Origin of the sequence: Parabacteroides sp. PM6-13 (assembly GCF_029892605.1) — a bacterium.
Classification (GTDB): Bacteria; Bacteroidota; Bacteroidia; order Bacteroidales; family Tannerellaceae; genus QVMG01.
Genome location: NZ_JARXWF010000006.1, coordinates 167896 through 189995, shown reverse-complemented (window position 1 = coordinate 189995; position 22100 = coordinate 167896). Strand labels below are relative to the sequence as shown.

11 protein-coding genes are annotated in these 22100 nt (G+C 45.1%); 4 read left to right on the top strand and 7 right to left on the bottom strand.

Features of this window, described 5'->3' with window-relative positions:
* Positions 1 to 177 precede the first annotated feature (177 nt).
* From M2134_RS07830 to M2134_RS07820, 3 genes are read left to right on the top strand one after another with little or no spacing between them, the layout of a single operon-like run.
* Positions 178 to 2112 (top strand): glycogen debranching enzyme N-terminal domain-containing protein, encoded by a 1935-nt coding sequence (locus tag M2134_RS07830; RefSeq protein ID WP_280751827.1) that lies wholly within the window; start codon positions 178 to 180, stop codon positions 2110 to 2112.
* Between the two features lie 16 nt (positions 2113 to 2128).
* On the top strand, positions 2129 to 3394 hold the full coding sequence (locus M2134_RS07825) for a glycosyltransferase (protein WP_280751828.1): 1266 nt from the start codon (positions 2129 to 2131) through the stop codon (positions 3392 to 3394).
* 22 nt (positions 3395 to 3416) lie between these two features.
* A complete protein-coding gene (locus tag M2134_RS07820) occupies positions 3417 to 4718 on the top strand; it encodes a glycoside hydrolase family 57 protein (protein WP_280751829.1) in 1302 nt (433 codons plus the stop codon).
* Between the two features lie 33 nt (positions 4719 to 4751).
* On the opposite strand, the gene M2134_RS07815 is transcribed toward M2134_RS07820, so the two are convergent.
* The 7 genes from M2134_RS07815 to M2134_RS07785 form a co-directional block, all read right to left on the bottom strand.
* Entirely contained in the window at positions 4752 to 5609 is an 858-nt protein-coding gene (locus M2134_RS07815; protein WP_280751830.1) for an FAD:protein FMN transferase, read from the bottom strand.
* Positions 5575 to 5817 carry a hypothetical protein gene (locus M2134_RS07810; RefSeq protein ID WP_280751831.1) on the bottom strand — a complete coding sequence of 81 codons (243 nt, stop codon included), beginning with the start codon at positions 5815 to 5817 and terminating at the stop codon, positions 5575 to 5577. The genes M2134_RS07815 and M2134_RS07810 overlap by 35 nt, the downstream gene beginning before the upstream one ends.
* Positions 5814 to 7082 (bottom strand): Gfo/Idh/MocA family oxidoreductase, encoded by a 1269-nt coding sequence (locus M2134_RS07805; protein ID WP_280751832.1) that lies wholly within the window; start codon positions 7080 to 7082, stop codon positions 5814 to 5816. The genes M2134_RS07810 and M2134_RS07805 overlap by 4 nt, the downstream gene beginning before the upstream one ends.
* Before the next feature lie 210 nt (positions 7083 to 7292).
* A complete protein-coding gene (locus M2134_RS07800) occupies positions 7293 to 8357 on the bottom strand; it encodes a glycoside hydrolase family 88 protein (protein ID WP_280751838.1) in 1065 nt (354 codons plus the stop codon).
* A gap of 213 nt (positions 8358 to 8570) precedes the next feature.
* Positions 8571 to 10571, bottom strand: coding sequence for a RagB/SusD family nutrient uptake outer membrane protein (locus M2134_RS07795; RefSeq protein ID WP_280751833.1), 2001 nt, complete (start codon positions 10569 to 10571; stop codon positions 8571 to 8573).
* Between the two features lie 33 nt (positions 10572 to 10604).
* The gene (locus M2134_RS07790) at positions 10605 to 13802 is read right to left on the bottom strand and encodes a SusC/RagA family TonB-linked outer membrane protein (protein WP_280751839.1); all 3198 of its coding nucleotides are present in this window, start codon (positions 13800 to 13802) and stop codon (positions 10605 to 10607) included.
* A 1364-nt stretch (positions 13803 to 15166) separates the two neighbouring features.
* Entirely contained in the window at positions 15167 to 19288 is a 4122-nt protein-coding gene (locus M2134_RS07785; RefSeq protein ID WP_280750159.1) for a hybrid sensor histidine kinase/response regulator transcription factor, read from the bottom strand.
* A 371-nt stretch (positions 19289 to 19659) separates the two neighbouring features.
* Here M2134_RS07785 and M2134_RS07780 point away from each other — a divergent pair, with 371 nt between their 5' ends.
* Entirely contained in the window at positions 19660 to 22083 is a 2424-nt protein-coding gene (locus M2134_RS07780; protein WP_280750158.1) for a DNA translocase FtsK, read from the top strand.
* Positions 22084 to 22100: the final 17 nt, after the last annotated feature.

The window sequence follows — 22100 nt, the reverse complement described above, 5'->3', positions numbered from 1 at the left end:
TTAACACTTGGTTATAAAGCAATTGTATGGAAAGCCTTGATTATAAAGCGGTATAAATTAAATAATTTTGTCAACAAATTTGTTTTCTGTTTTAGTTTGTGTATTTTTGGTTCATTAAAAACATAGGAATAATAAGATTTCTATGAAAAACAATAACTTAAAACCTATCAAATAGATATGAGTTATCTGAAATTTGACAAACGATTAATGGTTAACCTGGAAGAGTCGCTGACTCGTGAAGTGCTCAGAACAAATAGAAAAGGAGCCTATCATTGTACTACTATTGTGGATTGTAATACCAGGAAATATCATGGGTTACTTGTTATGCCTGTACCCGAGCTGGATAATGATAACCACGTGCTTTTGTCTTCTTTAGACGAAACAGTTATTCAGCACAAAGCAGAGTTTAACTTGGGATTGCACAAATACCAAGGGGGAAGTTTTAGTCCGAATGGTCATAAGTATATTCGGGAGTATACGTCGGATACCGTGCCGCGTACGCTTTATAGAGTAGGGGGGGTGATCCTTTCCAAAGAGAAGGTGTTCTCCTCTTTCGAAAACCGGATTATGATCAAGTATACGCTGGAAGACGCCCATTCGGCGACGACCTTGCGTTTCCGTCCTTTCCTGGCTTTTCGCAGTGTGAAGAATCTCACCTATGAGAATGGGACACTCAATCGCTCTTATGAGGAGATCCCCAATGGCATCAAGACATGTATGTATCCCGGTTACCCGGAGCTCTTTATGCAGTTTAGCAAGAAGGCGACCTTTGTGTACCAGCCCGACTGGTATCGAGGCATTGAGTATCCGAAAGAACAGGAGAGAGGCTATCCGTATCAGGAAGACCTGTATGTGCCCGGCTATTTTGAAGTAGCTATCAAGAAAGGGGAATCGGTCTATTTCTGCGCGGGCGACGAACAGGTGGTGACCACACGCCTGAAATCGTTGTACGAAGAGGAGGTGAACGCCCGTACTCCGCGAGACAACTTTTTCAACAGCCTAAAGAATTCAGCTCAACAATTTTATTATCGTCCGAACGAAACGGATGCCTACCTGTTGGCCGGCTATCCCTGGTTCAAGGTGAGGGCGCGCGATCTCTTCTTGTCATTGCCGGGATCGACCCTCTCTATCGACGATCCGGTGCGATTCGAGAAGATTATGCACACTGCCATCCCGGCATTGCGCCGCTTTATGGAAACCGGTGCGGAGGACGCGGTGATACATGAGATCGGACAACCGGATGTCTTTTTATGGGCCATCTGGGCTATTCAGCAATATGCCAGCCATGTCGGGGTAGAAAAAGCCTGTGAACAATATACGGATATTGTCGGTGAAATGATCGATTATATCTTAGATCAGAAACACCCAGATATGCGGGTGATGGATAATGGTTTGTTATATGCCGAAGGAAAGGATAAGGCGATCACCTGGATGAACTCTACGGTGAACGGAAAGCCGGTTGTGGCTCGTTCCGGATATATCGTGGAATTTAACGCGCTATGGTATAACGCGCTTTGTTTCTATAACGAGCTGACGAATGGTCCTCAGAACGATAAACTGGCGCCTCTTATTATGCGTATCAATATCTCTTTCCCGGAGATGTTTGTGAATGGATACAATTATCTGTTCGATTCGGTGAGCGATAGCCGGGTAGACTGGAGTGTACGACCCAATATGATCTTTGCCGTATCGCTTCCCTATTCTCCGCTGTCGCGTATGCAGCGTCGGGCGGTATTAGACTATGTAACGAAGGAATTATTGATACCCAAAGGACTACGTTCGTTAAGTCCCAAGAGCGAAGGCTATCGTCCCTATTATGTCGGATCGCAATATGATCGCGACCTGGCTTATCATCAAGGAGCGGCCTGGCCGTGGTTGTTAGGGCCTTACTTGGAGGCTTACCTGCGTGTGTTTGGTAAATCCGGCGTTTCATTTGCCGAGCGCATGCTGATCAGTCTGGAAGAGGAGATCTCTCTGCACTGCATCGGTACGATCTCCGAACTGTTTGATGGGAACCCGCCGTTTACATCCCGGGGAGCTATTTCGTACGCACCAAGTGTATCGGCGATCTTGCGGGTGTTGGCTTTGTTGAAGAAATATGATGTAGAATAAATCGAATACCACATATATGAAAGCATTAATGTTTGGATGGGAGTTCCCTCCGCATATCTTAGGAGGATTGGGTACAGCCAGTTACGGGTTAACACGTGGCATGGCGCTGCAACCCGATATGGATATTACCTTTTGTATCCCAAAACCGTGGGGAGATGAAGAACAGAGTTTTTTGAAAATAGTAGGGGTTAACCATGTACCCATTGTTTGGAGAGATGTCGACTGGGAGTATATAAAGCAACGGTTTGGTAAAGTCAATTTGGATCCGCAGGATTATTATGATTTTCGCGATCATATCTATGCCGACTTCAACTATCGCCATGTGAACGATATCGGATGTATCGAGTTCTCGGGACGTTATCCGGATAATCTGTTGGAAGAAATTAATAACTATTCCATTGTGGCGGGGGTGATTGCTCGCACCAAGCCGTTTGATATTATCCATGCGCACGACTGGCTTACCTATCCGGCCGGATTGCATGTGAAGAGCGTGACAGGGAAACCGTTGGTGATCCATGTGCACGCGACCGACTACGACCGTAGTCGGGGGAATGTGAACCCGGATGTATATGCCATCGAGAAGAACGGGATGGACAATGCCGACCATATTATCACTGTCAGCAACCTAACCCGACAGACTGTGATCGAGAAGTATCATCAGGATCCGTCGAAGGTGACAACGGTACACAATGCCGTGGAGCCGTTGAGCCAGGAGATTCTGTCGATACCTGATAAGAAAGGGGTGAAAGATAAGGTGATCACCTTCTTAGGGCGTATCACGATGCAGAAAGGCCCCGAATACTTTGTTGAAGCCGCGGCAAAGGTATTACAAAGAGCGCCGAATGCCCGTTTTGTGATGGCAGGAAGTGGCGATATGATGAATAAGATGATTCGCCTTGTGGCGCAAAGAAATATAGCGGACCGTTTCCACTTTACCGGTTTTATGAAAGGAAAACAGGTGTATGAGGTATTGAAGGCCAGTGATGTCTATGTCATGCCTTCGGTATCTGAGCCTTTTGGTATCTCCCCCTTGGAGGCGATGCAGTGTGGTGTTCCCTCGATCATTTCCAAACAGTCGGGCTGTGCCGAGATTTTGGATTACGCCGTTAAGGTCGACTATTGGGATATTGAAGCCATGGCCGACGCCATGTATTCTATTATTACCTATCCGGCCATGCATGAATTCCTGAAGGTAGAAGGAAAGAATGAGGTGGATAATATCAAATGGGAATATGCCGGGCAGAAGGTACGCCATATTTATGATCAATTACTTAGTAGATAAAAATTAAAACAAGATAAGAGTTATGAAAACGATTTGCTTCTATTTTCAGATACACCAGCCGTTCCGTCTAAAAAGATATCGCTTTTTCGATATAGGGAATGACCACTATTATTACGATGATTTCCAGAATGAAGAGATTATGCATCGCATAGCAGAGCGTTGTCTGATCCCGGCTAACCGCATGATGCTCGATATGATCAAATCGAGCGGTGGAAAGTTTAAGGTGGCTTTTTCGATTTCCGGAACGGCCTTGGAACAGATGGAGATCTATGCTCCCGAAGTGATCGATAGCTTTAAGGAATTGGCAGCTACAGGGAATGTAGAGTTCCTGGCGGAAACCTATGCCCATTCACTCTCTTCCTTAGGCGATCCGGAGGAGTTCAAAAATGAAATCACACAACATAAGAATAAGATCCATGCGATGTTTGGCGTGAAGCCAAAAGTGTTCCGCAATACGGAATTGATCTATTCGGATGATATCGCTGAGCTTGTCTATGCCAATGGTTTCAAAGGCATGCTGACAGAGGGGGCGAAGCATGTATTGGGTTGGAAGAGCCCGAACTATATGTACTCCTCTTGTGTGCAGCCGCAGTTGAAGTTGTTGTTGAAAAACGACCGTTTCAGTGAGGATCTCTCTCGTCGTTTCAATGACTATAGCTGGGCGGAATATCCGCTGACTGCTGATAAATTCATCTCTTGGATTGCTGCTACTCCCGAGTCGGAGCAGATCATCAATCTCTTTATGAACTACGAAGTGTTTGGATCGCTGCATCCCGCCGAATCGGGTATCTTTGATTTCTTCCGTGCCCTGCCGAGGTTTGCGGCGGATAACAATATCTCATTCTCCACACCTTCCGATGTCTTCAATTTATTGAAACCGGTCGATTGTGTGACGGTGCCCTATCCGATGTCTTGGGCCGATGAAGAAAAGGATACCGGCTCGTGGTTGGGTAATGTGTTGCAGAAGGAGGCTTTCCAGAAGATCAATGAGATCAGCGAGCGTGTGCGTCTGGTAGAAGATCGCCGTATCTTGCAAGACTGGAACTACCTGCAGAGTAGCGACCATTTCTATTATATGAATACGCGCCATCCGGGTGGCGGATTCAGTCCGTATGATAACCCCTATGATGCCTTCAATAACTATATGAATGTGTTGTCGGACTTCATTAGTCGTGTGAATGCTCAATTCCCTGAGACGATCGAGAACGAAGAGTTGAATGCACTCCTCACCACGATCAAGAACCAGGGTGAAGAGATCGAAGCTTTGCAGAAAGAGATCGAGAAATTGAAGAAGAAAGCGACGAAGGAGAAGAAAGTAAAGTAATGAAGAATCGAAGATCGTAAAGCAATTAAGTCTTTATAAATAGGAGAAGGAGAAGTTGTTAAGCAGCTTCTCCTTTATTTTTGGGGAGATAAGTAACGTTTTCGATAATACTTCGCCTAAGGAGCCAGACTTTGTAATCACAGATGCGACACGTGCTCCGGTGATATACTGACCGGTTGCCGGGTCTATAAGATGCTTTCGTTCCTCTGTTTCGTTGCCCGAAGTGGTCAGGAATTCATCGTAGAGTGTCACCTCTTTGTTTGCTTCGGTCAGCACACCGTTATATTGAGTACTTACCTTCCATCCATGCCCCATCGGGTGATTGCCCATGGCAAGTACGGAGCTGTTTCCCATACTGATAAGCGCGTCGCGGCAAGCGGACGCTGTCAATAGTTCTTTCACCCTGTCGAGCGCGTAGCCTTTGATATAGCCCGACAGATCCAGTTGTATATGTCCGTTTTGCAAGAAGATAGTCCGCTTTGCCCGATCTAAAAGGATATGTTCTATTCCTTCTCGGAAGTTGCCACTCGACTGGATGGTGATGTCAAATGCTCCGAAAGTCTTTTGATGATATTCGATACACTCCTCGATAATATCCCACAATTCTTCGCTGATTGATAGGGGATAGTCGGACGCCAGGCGGTTGATCATGGCTAATTCGCTCTCCGGATGAAAGCGATTAGCCATATATTCAAGCCGTTTAATCTCTGTGTATACTTCATCCCTCAGGCAGAGAGAATCCTTTTCCGTCAGGTGACAAAACACGAGGTCGATACGGGTGTGCATCGCTTCAAACCAGGCATAAAAGAGTGTTTTGTCCGGATCTGCTTGCCTGAAGATATAGGGGATCGCCTCTTTATCTTTTCTGTTTGGTGAACAGTCTCTTGGCATAATAGAAAACAATCCGCAGGATAGACCAACCTACATACAATCCGATGGTGAACAACAGAACATATCCCAGTTGCGTAAACAGCTCTTTCATGGGCGTTTTATAATGTATGATCGCATACAGATTCACGATATTCGCCAACAGGAAGCAGGCAATGAAGGTAATAATCTCCGTCTTCTTTCGCTTTGCGGTTATGATGGTGTCTTTCATACTGTCAACTTTTTATGGTTCAAATAGTTCAGTTTGTATTCGTCCGGGAAGGTGAGGATCTGTTCTGCTTCGATGGCATCATGTCCCAATAGGCATAAAGCGCTGGCATAATAGCCCTCTTCCGCGATATTTTTAGGCTGCTGTTGGGTGATCACAGCTTCCACAAAAGCATCGATCAATAGCGATGTGCCATCCGATTTGGGCTTTTCTCCGATAAGGTATTCGCCATGATTCACATTGGCTGTCTCCGGTGCCCAGCTTGTTCCGGCAAAAGGCAGAGAGTCGAACAAGCGGTTCTCCCAATCGTTTATTAACTGCAGAAAACCTGGTGCCGGATCGTAGTTTTCAAAATAATACTTTCCTTTCTCCGGTTCCACGGTGCCTAAGTTTCCTAATATCTGTTCTTCGAGTCCATAGAATTTGTTGGACACCACCGATTCGTAGTTCAATTTAACGCCGTTATCGAACACATAAATACAGGAAATATTGTCGTATACCTCGCGTCGGTCTTTCCAGAAGGTGATTGCACCATGTCCCATTACTTTGTTGGGTATTTCACGCATCGCCCAAGAACCGACCTGAATCTGATGACAAGCAAGCTCGGTCATCAGCCCTTTTGAGTATTCCTTATATAAACGCCAGTTGATATGTCGCTCCAATTCGGGGGAAGGAACGGGGCGTCGCCAGTCGTTGTTGCGGAACCAATAAGCACGGAATCCTTCCAACTCACCGAATGTTCCGGCATAGATCATTTCCATGGCTTTGATATAGCGGGGGTCGAACAGGCGTTGCTGGCCTACAAAGAATATTTTACCCGTTTCACGATGCTTCTCATACATTTTATAGCAATCTTCGATTGTCATGGCAAGCGCCTTTTCGCAGAATACATGTTTTCCTGCGTCAAAAGCATCTATAACAATTTGATAATGGGTATTCAAAGGAGTCGTTACAATCACTCCTTCTATCTCTTTGTTTTCGAGAAGCGCGCGGTAGTCTTTATACACTTTGGCCTGTGGATACAATTTTAGTGTTTCATCAATCGATGGTTGATACACATCACAAAGGGCTATGATATCCGCATTCGGGTTCTTTTTCAGAAAGCTTAATAAGAAACGTCCGCGAGAGCCGGGACCGATGATCGCCAATTTGGCGCGTGAACTATTCGTATGGTCAACTTCTGAAAATGCGGATAACCAAGGACTCGAAGCTGCCAGAACAGTTCCCCCGGCTATTCCGAGGCTCTTTAAAAACTCTCGTCTTTCCATAATAAAACAAATTTTGCAAATGTTATTTTCTATGATTATTTATTTATTCTTCAGATTGTGTCTTTCAAACGCTGTGTTTTTCTTGTAACAAACCCTCAAAAGTAATAGAGGTTTGTGAGAAAATGCCTGTCGTAATGTTTTTTTAACAAAAAAGCACAAATGATATCAAAATATCATCTGTGCCTTTCTCTATGCGGAATCGGATCTTTTTTACTTATCCAAAAAACGGGCATATTCACATGCCGCTAACAGGAATGCGCCTACTCCGAAGTTGGCGGTTGATTTCTTGTCGACCACTTGTCCCGGAATGGCTTTGGCACCGATCGGCTGTACATAGCCTACCGAACCATCCTCCTGTAGGGCAGTTCCTTCCAGGTACTTCCATCCGCGCAAGGCGGCTTCCAGGTATTCATCTTTTTCCAAATAACCATTGTTGATGCCCCAGAACAGACCGTAGGTAAAAAAGGCCGTTCCGCTTGTCTCCGGCCCCGGTACATAGTCGGGATCCAGCATGCTGCGTGTCCAGTAGCCTTCCGGTTGCTGGCAGTTCTTAATGGCGACAGCCATATCGCGGAAGCGTTGCACATACTTCTTGCGGTGCATATCCGTTGATGGCAAGTCTTTCAATACCTTCGCAAAAGCAGCAAAGACCCAGCCATCGCCCCTTGCCCAGAAATCTTTTTTCCCGTTTATGGTCTGATGTTTCGGGAACACATAGGCAATATCCCGGTAATACAGGCATTCATGTTTATCATACATGATCTGATCCGCGTAAGCCAGGTATTCATTCAGTTTCTCCAGGTAGAGAGGATTCTTTGTTATTTTATGCAATTTCGTCATCACCGGCATGACCATATAAAGACCGTCTGCCCACCACCAATAATCATTGCGTTGCGTACTCATTTGATACTCCATCACCTCGCGGGCGCGGGCAATTTTGTAATCAGCCGGATCAAGCAGATAGAGGTCTATGTAGGTCTGAAAGCAAGTTTGCCAATCCCCAAAAAGAACATGGTCATTTGTTTCACCATAGTTGTATTTCCAACTCTTTTTGTCATCCGATTTGGCGCCCTTCCATTCGTTCTTTTCAGCCCAGCGTTCGGAATATTGACGATATTTCTCTTCGCCGGTCAAAAAGTAAGCCTCCATATTGCCGGTATGATAAGCAGCATGTTCCCAAAAAGCCCATCCGGGTTCGGGGTGTGTTGTCTGCCAGTGGTTGTTTACTTTGTGGATGATTCCGATGATACGATTATAGTCATCCGACGCATACATATGGAGTCCGGCGATTAGGAAACAACATGTTAAAATAATTGTCTTTCTCATGATAGATTCAATATGATTCTGTGTTTTCAATAAATCATTTACTTCCCACATTTTCTTCGAAAGGCATTGCTTAAAACTGAAAAACAGAAAGTCCACTTATGGGACTTTCTGTCTTTTCAGTATTCAACAAGATGCCCTAAAAATCTTAATGCCTATATATGATTAATTCACCTTGTCTTCGTCAGCAACAGCTTCCTGCCAGGTTTCCCATTTCGGCGTAGCAGGATCATAACCGCTATATCCGTAGTTTTGGGCAAGATCTCCGCGCTTATTGGCTTTAATTGAAGATTCCGGAATCGGCCAGTAAACATTGCATTTATCCATCCGATAGTTAATCGTTTTATTGGCAGAAATGATAGGTCCCTGGTTGTACATACGGCCACAAAGCGTCACACGTTTGTACCAGTAGCTACTCGGGGTATTTACTCCCACTTCCATTCCGCTGTTTTTATCCCATGTGTCGATGTTATAAGTGTTACCCCATTCGTCCGGTTTGCCGCTCAAGGCAAGACAGTAAGAAACACGGGTCAGCTCCATGTTACGCCATTCTTCCATATACAATTCGCGAGCACGTTCATTCATGATATCACCGATCGTTACTTCGCCTGTATAGAATTGAGAACATTGTGCTCTTTCACGCAGCACATTTAAGTCGTCTTTAGCTGAAGCATCGCCCAAGTAGAATTTTGCTTCGGCACGGAGCAGGTAAGCTTCAGCCAAGCGATACAGATACCAGTCGGCTACACTACCGGTTGAAGCACCGTTGAAGTCGACAGCTCCCATATTAGCTTCGCTGACGGCATCACGTATATAAAGCTTATAATAAGGCCAGTCATACCAGCTACGAATTGTATCCTGGCAAAGCAGTGCGCCTGTTTCCGGATGATAGAGCATCAGGTTTTGTCCCCGGTAGGCATCACTTACATTGTTATACTTCATAGAAGTCATTTTTACCCAGTTACCAGACTTCTCATTGTGGCGCAAATCGTCTTCATCTTCCACTCCGTTGACAACCCATAAATCATGTTGGGCAAAAGGTGTTGGGCGATGTGTACCGATACCACGTCCGAAAGCTCTGGTCATATCCAGATCTGCTCTATAATTAGCATTGTTACGTGCATATTTTTCAACCGTTTTTCCATCCGGAGAGCGTAAGTTTCCATTTTGCCATAGCGGGCCGAAGATACGCATCGTCGCAAAGGCAATGTTTGATTGTGAACCTCTATTAGGCATACCCATGATTACCTCTTTGTTGGCAGCGATCAATTTGTTCTCAGGACGGTGGAGATCCCAGATTACATTAGGTGTGATTGCCCATGTTTCAGGTTCGCCCCCTTTGTCCTGTGTTCCGAATGTAGTTCGCATTAATTCGTAACCAGAATTGTTGATTAGGATATCCGCCTGTTCTTTAGCTTTCTGCCATTGTCCGTTTGCCAGGTAACATTTTGTCAGCAACATACGGCAGGCTGCTTTGTTTACCATACCGGTATAGATCATATCCTTCTGCTCGGGTACCATTTCTACTGCCTTTTCCATATCGGCTGTGATCATTTCAATAATAGCAGCCTTCTTGGTAGAACGATAGTTTTGTTTGGGAACTTCCAATAGCTTCGTAACCAAAGGCACATCACCATATTGGAAAACCAATCCCATATAGCGGTATGCACGGTGGAAATAGGCACGACCCTTATACATATTCCGGGTTGCTTCATCCATACTCTCTACCTTGTCAACATAGCTGAGAATCGTATTGGCATATTTTATACCCGTATAGGTCTCACTCCAGAAGTGGTTAATGTAGTTGCCATCATTTCCTCCGGGACCTCCGGCACCTCCGGTCGGTGTCAAACCGGTTGCAATATCGAAGTTTACTCCTCCTACATTCGCATCTGTTTTTCCATAAACGCCCAGGTCAGAGAACATCAGTTCTGTACCGGCCACCACCGAGTTTGTGTTCGACGATGTATTGGTCCAGTAGGAGCGCAGGTGGCGGTCTGCGATTGCCATCGCGGCCATCATGCCCGATTCTGTAGTAAAGGTAGCTCCCGGTTCATAAAACGACAGAGGATCAGGATCCAAGAAGCTTTCGGAGCAACCGGTAAACAAGAAGGAACTACCGGCTAACGACAAAAGTGCCGTAGCCATCATTATCTTATTTTTCATATTTATAGTTATTTTATTCATGATTTACGTTTTTTAGAATGTAACATTTAATCCCAAAGAGTATACACGGGTTGCTAATCCACTTGTTTCAGGATCACCATATTCCCAGTCTTTTTGCCATGTAGCAACGTTTCTAACCGATCCGAAGACTTTGAATCTCTCGATGCCATACTTACGAATCCATTCTTTGGGCAGATTATAACCGAGGGAAATATTCTCCAGACGAATGAAAGAACGGTTATAAAGCTTTTGTACACCTGTTATACCTGCAGGACCTTGTGCATCCAAACGGCCGTATTTATTCGTCTGGTTTTCAGGAGTCCAGTATTTCTTTTCGAACACATTGTAGTTATAAGTAACCAAAGAACCGCCATTGTCCTGATTCAAATAGTTTCCACTTTGGCTCTTATGTCCCATGTACGAATAGATATTGATAGAGATATCGAAGTTTTTGAATAGCGTGAAATCGTTGCGTAATTGCCAGTGTACGGGAGGAGTTTTCTCGCCTAAGAACTCTTTATCTTCATCGTTATAAACAATTTTAGATAAGGTTCCATCTTCATTGTAAATATCATTGTCCGGATTATTCTTCACTTTCGGGTCACCCGGGCGTTGTCCATATTTTAATGCCTCTTCATATTCGTCGGTTTGCCAGATGCCAATTACCTTATAGTCCCAGATTGACTTGATCGGTTGATCGATAAACCAACCATTCGCTTTGTCGTCCATCTCTTTTGTGCCGATAACATTGCCGTTTGCATCCAGTACATCTTCGTATTCATAATAAAGATGTTTGATTCGGTTCTTGTTATAAGAGAGGTTGAACGTCGTATTCCATTCGAAATTAGTATTCTTGATATTCTGAGAACTGATAGAGAACTCAAACCCTTCATTGTTTACCTCTCCTAAGTTGGAGATGATAGATGAAAATCCGGTAAAGTTAGGGAGGCTCTGCCACATAATCATATCGGTGGTAGCCATGTTATAGTATTCCAAACTACCTGTGATACGGTTATCGAGGAAACCATAATCCAACCCTACGTTCCAGGAGGCTGTTTTTTCCCATTCCAGATTCGGGTTAGCCATACGGTCTACCATCAGGTATTTGAATTCATCCATGCTTCCATTCGCCAGGATATATCCCATGGTGTTTCCCAGACCTGAAGAGAGGTTTGCCATAGACACATAAGGATCCTGCAAGGAACGGTTTCCGTTTTTACCCCAGGAAACACGCAGTTTACCCATGCTCATCGGTTCCCAGTTAAAGAACTTCTCATTGGTAAACGACCAAGCCAAGGCTACAGATGGGAAGGTCGCATAAGGATTGTTTTGTCCAAATGCCGAATAGCCGTCACGACGTACCGAAGTGGTCAGCATATAACGATTGTCGTACGAATAGAAAAGACGAGCCAATAAGGCGTCTGCCGTTTGGTGAGTATCTGTTGTTGAGAAAGAACTATCTTCTTTTGTTCCGTTCTGCGTATTGTGGAAGCCCAATGCGTCGGAAGGCAGGATGTTACGGGATTCGATTTTGTCCATCCAATAACGGCGTTCTTCAGCTTCTTGTACCAAAGTCAGATTCACATGATGTTTGTCGTCAAATGTGTAATCCCAGGCAATGGTATTGTTAAGAGACCAGTCGAAACGTTTGGCCTGTTCGCGGTTTACCCCTCTGGAAACAGGATTAGAGTCGGGCAGATCGGCAGACATGAAATAGCGGTCATAGAACCACTGGAAACGAGGAGAAGCATTGAATGAATAGCTAAGACCAAAAGGCAAACTTATTTTTGCATTGAAAATAGAGTTAAGCACAGTATATCCCTTTTCCAGATCAAGGTACTGACGATCGAAATCATAGTTGTGTCCTCGTTTAACATCTGCTCCCATAGGATACTGCGTCAAACTACCGTCCTCATTAGTATAATTGCTATAAGGAGAGTTGCGCAATTGGTTGGCATCCCAATAGTTGGTTCCCAATCCCGGTGTAAGCGCGCCGTCGCTACGATCCTGGAAGTTAACGTTTGCACCAATCTGCAGCCAGTTGGTTATTTTACCATCAATTTTCATATTGGCGCGTATCGCCTGGTAATCATCATAAGAGACAGCTCCTTCATTACGCAGGTAACCCAAAGAAAGGTAGTAGTTTACATTGTCGCTTGCTCCGGATACACTTGCTTTATAGTCCTGGTTGAAACCGGTACGGAAGGTATGGTCAGCCCAATCGAAGGTCTTTCCCGCGATATAGTTGTCTAATACAGCGCTTTCCAGATTCAAACGGCGGCCATAAAGCCCCCTGTCATTCAGGTCTCCGGTGTTGCTGTCATATGCACGCCATTGCTCTACGCTAACGCCATATTTGCCCAGGTTTTCAGCTCTGTCGTAATAGCCCGCTTTATCGCGCATGGCCGATGTTTGATATGCTTCATACTTACCTGTCGCTTCATTAAGTCCGTAGGTAGCTGATTTATACCAGTCTTCGCGGAATTGCATATAGCCATCTGCATCAAACATGTCGCGGTAAGCACTTTTGGTTGTGAAGCCAAAATTGGCACTGATGTCAACAACCGGCTTTCCTTTCTTCCCTTTTTTTGTTGTGATAATGATAACTCCATTGGCTGCTTTTGCACCGTAGATAGAAGCAGCCGAAGCATCTTTCAACACGTCAATTTGTCCGATATCACCCGGATTGATTTCAGAAAGCTCCCCGTAGAACATCATACCATCAAGAATGATTAACGGTTCGCTATGTGTTTTGTAATTGTCGGTCTCATACACCGAACGCTGACCACGAATCATCATAGAACCGCCCCCTTTGGCAGAAGAATCATAGCCCACTTGTAAACCCGGAGTACCACGAAGCAAATCCTGAATGGTTTTCGGATTTTCGTTCGCTAACTTCTCCGGACGGATCTGGATAATAGATCCCGTCAAGTCTTTCTTACGCATTGTTCCGTACCCTACGACTACTACCTCTTCCAGTAACTGGGAGTCTTCTCGGAGGGTTACATTGAATACTGTCTGGTTACCCACCGGCACTTCCAACGTAGCGTAACCGATGTAGGTAATTTGAAGAATGGCGTTTTCGGGAACTGATAAGGCAAATTCCCCGTCAATGTTAGTCACTGTACCGATAGCGGTACCCTTTACTGAAACATTAGCTCCAATAACAGTTTCACCTGTGGCGTCTTTTACCACCCCGGTGATCGGTTTGGTTTGTTGTTGCACCACCATGCTGTTTGTGCGGAACGCGTCTGTTTCTGCCGCATATCCATGTATATATGGATATACTCCGAAGAGAACGGCAGCCAGAAGAAAATTTCGTACTTTCATTCGTTCTTTTTTAAAGTTATACAAAGCGATAATTTGGGGGCAAATAAACTATACATCTTTTAACAGAGAGGCTACGCAATGCCCAAAAAGGTGGATGAATAGCGGGATGAGCAATAATTCGCCCTTTTTGAGCATAAATTGCGGAGGCAGGAAAGGATGCAAATGGTTGGCAGAAACAGGCTGTTTTTTGCATGGGTGACATGGGTTGTATATTCAAGTTGGAGGGGAGAAGGGGGAAAGGAGAAAGGAGAAGGGAGAAGGGAGAAGGGAGAGGTTGGTACAGATGGCATTGGGGTTTATATTCAAATCGGAGGAAATTGGAAGGTTTCCACAGAGCGCTGTAAGCGCGATTCAACCCAGCCCATGGGTGACCGCAGGGAACCCTGGGTATCAGAGTATAATAATAATGGAGTTCTGAATCGAAGATCGGCCTTAGCCAAAGAACGACTATATACACAAATACCTAATAGTCACTCTTTGGCTAAGGCCGATCTTCGATTCAGAGTTCCATTTAGTGTAACCTAAACGACCCAGGGTTCCCTAACGGTCACCCATGGGCTGGGTTGAATCGCGCTGGCAGCGCTCCTTGGGAATCAACTATTTCAAAATTGGAAGATTTTCTTTATATGGCTGAAGGTCACAGTGGCCTGGAAGGCCGAGTCCCAGCGGGACGAAGACTTAGCCCACGGGTAAGCAGGCTGAAGGCCTGCGCCACCCTGGGTATCACGACAATGCAAGAAATTGAGTTCTGAAGGAACGATAGATAATATGATGGGATATATGGTGATAGCGCCTGTAAATAGTGGATTTCTTCTTTCGTTCTTACAGAACTCATTTTTATGTATCCATGGAATCCCAGGGTGGCGCAGACCTCCAGCCTGCTTACCCGTGGGCTAAGTCTTCGTCCCGCTGGGACTCGGCCCTTCAGGCCCTCTGTGGCCTTCAGCCATGAATATATATTTCCACCTTACTTAATCTAAAGCCCCCCCCTTCTCCTTTCTCCCTTCTCCCTTCTCCTTCAAATATGGGAATATTTGAAGATCCCCACCCTGACCAAATTGCATTAAGTGCGAATTTGACATTTTGTCAAAAACGCCCGACTATTTTTCCAAAAACGTAGGGGTATTTAAAATTAGTCCCGCGAGTAACACTTTTTAACGTATCATATTGTATAGCAAAACGGGTTTTTTGCTTACACTTTGTATTTTGGGAATTACGCAAGTAACCCTCCTTCTTGGGGGAGGTCGGTGGGGCAGCCTTTCTCTCTACGATTCCGGGACGAAGCGTTCCATGTATTCGCTGGCTAACATGCCCATCTCTTTTTTGAAGCATGCGCTGAAGTACTTCGGGTCGTTGAATCCGACGGCATAGGCCACTTCGGAGATACGCAGGTTTCTCTTCTCCTCCATGATCCGACATGCCGCTTTGATGCGTATGTTGCGGATAAAAGAAGAGGGGTTAAGCCCGGTCAGGGATTTTAGTTTCCGGTAGAGGGTCGACCGGCTGGTGCCCATCGCCTCCTGGAACATGACCTGATCGAATTCGGGGTCATCCAGGTGTTGGTGTATTAAGTCGATGGCGCGTTGCAGAAACTCTTCGTCGAGGCTGGTGTAATTGAGTTCGTTCGCCTCGAAATTGAGTTGTTTTTTGAAATCATGGGTGTTGCGCTCTTTGGCTTTGATCAGGTTGTTGATGCGCGCATGCAATACGCTCAGATTAAATGGCTTGGTGATAAAGCCATCGGCCCCCGATTCGTATGCCTCCACGCGGTCTTCCTCTCGATTCTTAGCTGTCAACAGAATAATAGGGATATGGCTGGTCTCCAGATTGTTCTTGACCTGTTTACAGAATGCTATTCCGTCCATCTCCGGCATCATAATATCGGACACAACCAGGTCGATCTCTTCATTTTCCATGCAGTGGATGCCTTCTGTGCCTGTTTTTGCGGTAAAAACAGTAAAATCCAAGCTTAATAGACGAACCATTAGTTGTAATAAATCGTCGTTATCTTCGATTAGAAGGAGGCTGTGTGCGCGGGGAGGCTGTTCGATGGTGTCACTTTCCTTAACGACTTTGTTAGGGACTGAATACGAAGTCTCGCTGTCTGGAATAGATATGCTGTCGTCGATTTCTTCCGGCGAATAGAAAGATTTTCGAATAGGGATGATCACCTTAAATTCACTTCCTTTACCCGGTTCGCTATTTACTTCGATATTGCCTTTGTGCAATAAGACCAAATCTCTTGTCAGCGATAAGCCAATCCCTGTGCCGGTTGTTTTAAACTTACGGTGATCGCCTTCATAAAAGCGTTTGAACAGATTGTTTACCGTCTCTTTTGACATCCCTTTTCCATTATCTTTCACAGAAAGAACAGCCCATCCGTTTTCCGTATCATATTGCAAATCGATCCATACGGCAGCACCGGGTGTATTATATTTTGCCGCGTTCGACAGCAGATTATACAATATTTTATCCAATTTGTCCGGATCGAAATAGGCCGGGAAGTATTCCGGATCGCATATCAAAGAGAAATGCATCCGTTGCTTTTTTATTAACGGTTTAAAACTTTCTACGCTATTGCGCACAAAACCGGCTAAGTCTCCCTGGGACACTTTCAGTTTTAGATTGCCTGTTTCCGCCTTACGAAACTCTAATATCTGTTGCAACAGACGAATCAACCGGTTGACATTGCTTGTCATCACCCGGTATTGCTCTTTATTTTCGGGGGCTGTTTGTTTTAGCTCATCGACCGATGCGGAGATAATGGTCAACGGAGTCAATAACTCATGGGTGATATTGGTGAAGAATTGCAATTTGGAATGATTCACCTCGTCTCGCTTAGCTTGTTCCAATTCGGCTAACTGAAGGCTTTGTGTCAGTTTGATTCGGTATCTGACGAATCGATACCCTCCATACACCGCCAGTACAATCAATAATACGTAGAGTAGGTATGCCCAGGCGGTTTTCCAAGGCGGAGGCAGGATGGTGACCTGTAGCTGTTTGACTGAGTCATTCCACTTCCCATTGGCGTTGGTTGTTTTTAGGGAGAAGGTGTAGTTGCCCGCATTCAGGTTGTTGTAATAGGCAAACCGCCTATCGGCATCGGTGTATTGCCAGTCGGTGTCAAAGCCCTCGAGCTTGTAGGCGTATGTGATATTGTTGGGTGCGGCATATCCTAATGCCGCAAATTCGATTTCAAAATTGTTTTTTGTATGATTCAGCCTGATTCTATCCGTAAATCCGGGAGCATAGGCGGAAACCGCTTTTTGCTCTTTCTGGTTGAGTTGATTCCATGATTTGTTAAATACCTTAATATCGGTAATGACGATAGGAGGGAAGGAGGTGTCTTCTGTCATGAGGTCCGGAAAAAAGTGATTATACCCAAAGTGCCCTCCAAAAAACATCTCCCCGTTGATATCCGTAAAAGCCGCATTCCGATTGAATATATTATCTTGCAGGCCATCGGAGGTTGTATAGATACTAAACTGGGCAGAGTCGATATTTTGATGCATTTGCAGTTTGATCAGCCCTACGTTTGAGCCCATCCACAGATTCCCTTTCGTGTCTTCCTGAATACTCAGAATGCCATCTCCCGGGAGATTTAAATTTTGGTGCATGGAGACGAAGGCGTCAGTCTCTTTATCATACAGACTAAGTCCTCCTCCTTCGGTGCCGGCCCAGAGTCGTTTTTGCTTGTCCAGAAACAGACAAGCGGCAAAGCGATTGTTTAATTTTTTGTTTTCCGGGGAGTACTCCTGTATTTGCAGGCTCTCTTTCTCGCGTGGATCACCTACGATACGTACGATCCCTCCATTGGCTGTGGCTGCCCAAATGATCCCTTCCTCCTGTTCGATAACATCGACAAAAGAGAATGAGCTGAAAGGGGTAGAGCCAATCGTAAGCTCATTCAGGCTGATTCCTTCCTCTTCCGGCGTGAAAACCATTAAGCCATTTCTGAAACCCAGCCAGGTCAACTGCCGAGAGTCCTCTTGTATGGCAAAAACACATTGATTCCACATCCAGGGTGCTGTCGTTCTATCATATTGCTTCACGCGTTTTCCGACCGGCGCTTTTTCGTCATAGAGATAAAATCCCCAGTCGTAGGTCCCAAACCAGATCTTGCCTGTCGTAGGCGATTGTTTGATCGTATTGATTGTCGGTAGTCTTCCCAAATGCTTAAAATCCGGAGAGTCCATGTTGTATGTGTATTCCCCGCTTCTTCTGTTATGGATGATAAACCCTCGGTTGTCAAGTGCTATCCAGACAAGTCCTTTTTGGTCTACCATGATATCACTGACCGCCGAAGTATTTATATATTCAGGCTTAATATCCTTCAGGTTATTTGTTTTGAATTCGCTTTGACGTGTCCATGCCGTGTTGACTCCTCCTCCCATTGTGCCAACCCACATGATGCCCTCCTTGTCACGTAAAAGAGAACTGATGGTTTTGAATGAAATAGAATGCTTGGAGTTATCCGGCAAGATGGTTTGAAAAAGCCCTTCGTCTTCATCGGCCAGGATGCTTAAACCGTTTCGCGTTCCTGCCCATATCTTGCCGGTATTCAAATCCTCTGAGATCTCATAGATATAGTTGTCGGCAATGCTGTGTGGCGCGTTCGGAATGTGCGTATATCGTTTTACCTGAAGGTTGTCCATGTTATATGGATTTTCGATAACATAGAGTCCGGTATCCCAGGTGCCTACCCATATACGTTTGCGTTGGTCTTCATACAGGGAATAACAGGTGTTGTTCGGTGTCAGAGCAGGATATGTATAAGTTTTATCTTCCGTAAGATCGTAACGGTGAATGCCACTGGACCAGGTGCCTATCCAAATAAAATCCTGACTGTCCTGAATCAGGGCTTTGACCCCACCGTAAGAATTTATGCGCATACACTCTTCTGTGTTGGGATTATATCTGTATACGCCGTTCTCTGTTCCTATGATCAAATCGCCATTTTTGGCAACAAGCATTTTATTAATCCATCTGCCAACAAGCATTTCATGAGTCACCTGTTGTATGATGCCGCTCTTTTTGTGTAATACATTCAGCCCGCTGTAAGTGCCTATCCATAAGCGGGAATCGTTGTCCTCAACCACGCAATAGATGACATTGTTGGTAAGTAGTTCAGGCGTGTATAGGTTTGACTTATAAGTACGGATGGCATACCCGTCATACTGGCATAAGCCATCTCGGGTGGCAAACCACATATACCCCTCTTTATCCTGATATATCTGGTATATCTCGGAGGAGGGCAGCCCGTCTTCAATCGTAATATGATTGAATTTATAGGATTCGGCATGAGCCTTACCGGAGTGGACAACCAGTTGAGTCAGGAAAAAGAAGACATACAGATATATACGGAATGAACAACAGAACCCCTTCATGATATTCGCTTGTGTTTTACTGTGCTGTAATGATTTAGATAACGAAACAAAAGTACAAATTTTAACGGTATGTAAAAGGGCGGTTGTTTTTTATAATAGAGAAATAGAATTCAAAAAGGGGGACGATTTGCTCAGAGGGGGAGGCTTTTTCCTTTTTAAGACCTTAAAGACCTTAAAGTCCTTGAGGTCCTTGAGGTCTTTGAAGTCTTTGAAGTCTTTAAAGTCATTAAGGACTTTAGAGAAAACTCAATAGGAAAATCATTCAAACTCTCAGATCTTCCCGGCAGCGTATTTCAATAATTCTGTTTACCTTTGTGGGTTATATGGGTGGCGTAAGACGCACCATGGTTCCAACATTAAGCATTGGGTAGATGGCAAAGAAAAAGAATACAAAACAGGAGAAGCGAAAAGAGAAGAAAGAGGGTGGTTTTTTTAAGTCATTGAAAGCCTTTCTTGCAAATGAGCGTACGCAATATATTACCGGACTGATCATTTGTCTGTTTACCATATATATAGGGTTGGCATTGATCTCCTTTTTCTTTACCGGAGGGGCTGATCAGAGCAAAATAGAAAATGTGCCTCTTTCCGATTTGGTTGCCTATAAAGGTTCGGTGGAGAATTGGACGGGCGTGCGGGGAGCCTACCTGGCAGATCTATTGATGAACCAGTGGTTTGGTATCTCCTCTTTTCTGATTCTGATTTTCTTTGGCACCTTAGGGGCTCGTTTGATGAAATTGACCAAAGCGAATCTGTTGAAACGTTTTCTGTTTTGCGGCTCTATGATGATTTGGGGTTCTGTCTTTTTAGCTTTCTTATTTGTCAAAGGCTATGAAGATACCTTTGTCTATCTGGGTGGGTTGCATGGTTATTATATCTCTGAATGGCTGATTAGCAATATTGGTATTCCGGGAACGGTTCTTTTATTGCTTGGGACAGGGTTGATTATTGCCATCTTTTCCAGCAAACGCACCGTGCCTTTCTTGCAACGACTGCTCTCTTTTGGTTGGATGAAGCGAAAAAAGAAAAAAGAAAAACCGGAAGAACCGGAGTTTCAGTTTGGTGAAAATGAACCGGAGGAGGTTATGGACAATCCGGAAAGCGATATCTATCGGTTTGCAGAGGATGATGATCATGAGGTGACTTTTGAAGTCAATGTACCGAAAGACGAAGAGTATATCCCGGAAATACAAGAAGAGCAAGAACCAGAAGAGGATAATGAAGAAGATATGCCTTTCACGGTAGATGTGCCGGAGGGTGATACGGAAGAGATGGATCCCGCCGATATGGAACCTTATGATCCGAAATTAGATCTGTCGAGCTACCGTAATCCTTCTGTTGATTTGTTGAAGAAATATGATATGAAGGATTATCAGGTGGATATGGAAGAGCAGACCGCCAACCAGCGTCGTATCAAACAAACGCTGGAGAACTTTGGTATCAATATTTCCTCAATCAAAGCAACCGTAGGACCAACGATCACCCTCTATGAGGTGATTCCGGAAGCAGGGGTGCGTATCTCCAAGATCCGTAATCTGGAGGATGATATTGCTTTGAGTCTTTCGGCTTTGGGTATCCGTATCATTGCGCCCATGCCCGGCAAGGGAACCATCGGGATCGAAGTGCCAAACAAAGATCCGCAGATCGTATCCATGCAATCGGTTATTGCTTCCCGGAAATTCCAAGAATGTAAATATGAACTTCCGATCGCTTTGGGTAAGACCATTACCAATGAGATCTTTATGGTTGATCTCTGTAAGATGCCTCACCTCCTGGTGGCCGGGGCTACCGGACAGGGGAAATCGGTCGGGCTGAATGCCATCATTACCTCGCTGCTTTATAAGAAGCATCCTTCGGAACTGAAGTTTGTTATGGTCGATCCGAAGATGGTTGAGTTTAGCATTTATGCAGAGATCGAGCGTCATTACCTGGCAAAGCTGCCGGATATGGACAAAGCGATTATTACCGACTTTACGAAGGTGATCCATACGTTGAACTCGCTTTGTAAACTGATGGACGACCGCTATGATCTGTTGATGAAGGCGCATACGCGTAATATTAAAGAATACAATGAGAAGTTTATCAATCGCCGGTTGAATCCCAATAAAGGACATATGTTTATGCCTTATATCGTGGTGGTGATCGATGAGTTTGGTGACCTGATCATGACGGCCGGCAAAGAGATCGAGATGCCGATTGCCCGTATTGCCCAGAAGGCGCGCGCGGTAGGTATTCATATGGTGATCGCGACCCAGCGTCCGACTACCAATATCATCACCGGAACCATCAAAGCCAACTTCCCGGCACGTATGGCATTCCGTGTGACCTCGATGATCGACTCGCGCACGATCCTGGATGGACCGGGTGCCAATCAATTGATCGGTCGTGGTGATATGCTCTTCTCGCAAGGGAATGATATGGTTCGTGTGCAATGTGCCTTTGTGGATACGCCGGAGGTGGAAAGTATCTCTACCTATATTGGAGAGCAAGTGGGCTTCCCAACAGCGCATCTGCTCCCCGAATATGTGCCTGAAGGTGAATCGTCAGCTCCCGGCAATATCGATTTGTCGGATCGGGATCCGCTGTTTGATGAGGCGGCTCGCCTGATTGTTCTCCAGCAACAGGGATCTACCTCGTTGATTCAACGTAAATTTGCTATCGGGTATAACCGCGCCGGACGTTTGATGGATCAACTGGAAGCGGCCGGTATCGTTGGGGCTTTTGAGGGCAGTAAGGCGCGGCAGGTGTTGATTCAGGATGAGTATTCGTTGGAGCAGTTGCTTAATGGACTTAAGTAATGAAGAATGAAGAATGA

Bases quoted from the DNA above. Each gene is read 5' to 3' on its own strand.
- M2134_RS07830 (WP_280751827.1), top strand. From the start codon at position 178: ATGAGTTATCTGAAATTTGACAAACGATTAATGGTTAACCTGGAAGAG.
- M2134_RS07825 (WP_280751828.1), top strand. From the start codon at position 2,129: ATGAAAGCATTAATGTTTGGATGGGAGTTCCCTCCGCATATCTTAGGA.
- M2134_RS07820 (WP_280751829.1), top strand. From the start codon at position 3,417: ATGAAAACGATTTGCTTCTATTTTCAGATACACCAGCCGTTCCGTCTA.
- M2134_RS07815 (WP_280751830.1), bottom strand. From the start codon at position 5,609: ATGCCAAGAGACTGTTCACCAAACAGAAAAGATAAAGAGGCGATCCCC.
- M2134_RS07810 (WP_280751831.1), bottom strand. From the start codon at position 5,817: ATGAAAGACACCATCATAACCGCAAAGCGAAAGAAGACGGAGATTATT.
- M2134_RS07805 (WP_280751832.1), bottom strand. From the start codon at position 7,082: ATGGAAAGACGAGAGTTTTTAAAGAGCCTCGGAATAGCCGGGGGAACT.
- M2134_RS07800 (WP_280751838.1), bottom strand. From the start codon at position 8,357: ATGTATGCGTCGGATGACTATAATCGTATCATCGGAATCATCCACAAA.
- M2134_RS07795 (WP_280751833.1), bottom strand. From the start codon at position 10,571: ATGAAAAATAAGATAATGATGGCTACGGCACTTTTGTCGTTAGCCGGT.
- M2134_RS07790 (WP_280751839.1), bottom strand. From the start codon at position 13,802: ATGGTGGTGCAACAACAAACCAAACCGATCACCGGGGTGGTAAAAGAC.
- M2134_RS07785 (WP_280750159.1), bottom strand. From the start codon at position 19,288: ATGAAGGGGTTCTGTTGTTCATTCCGTATATATCTGTATGTCTTCTTT.
- M2134_RS07780 (WP_280750158.1), top strand. From the start codon at position 19,660: ATGGCAAAGAAAAAGAATACAAAACAGGAGAAGCGAAAAGAGAAGAAA.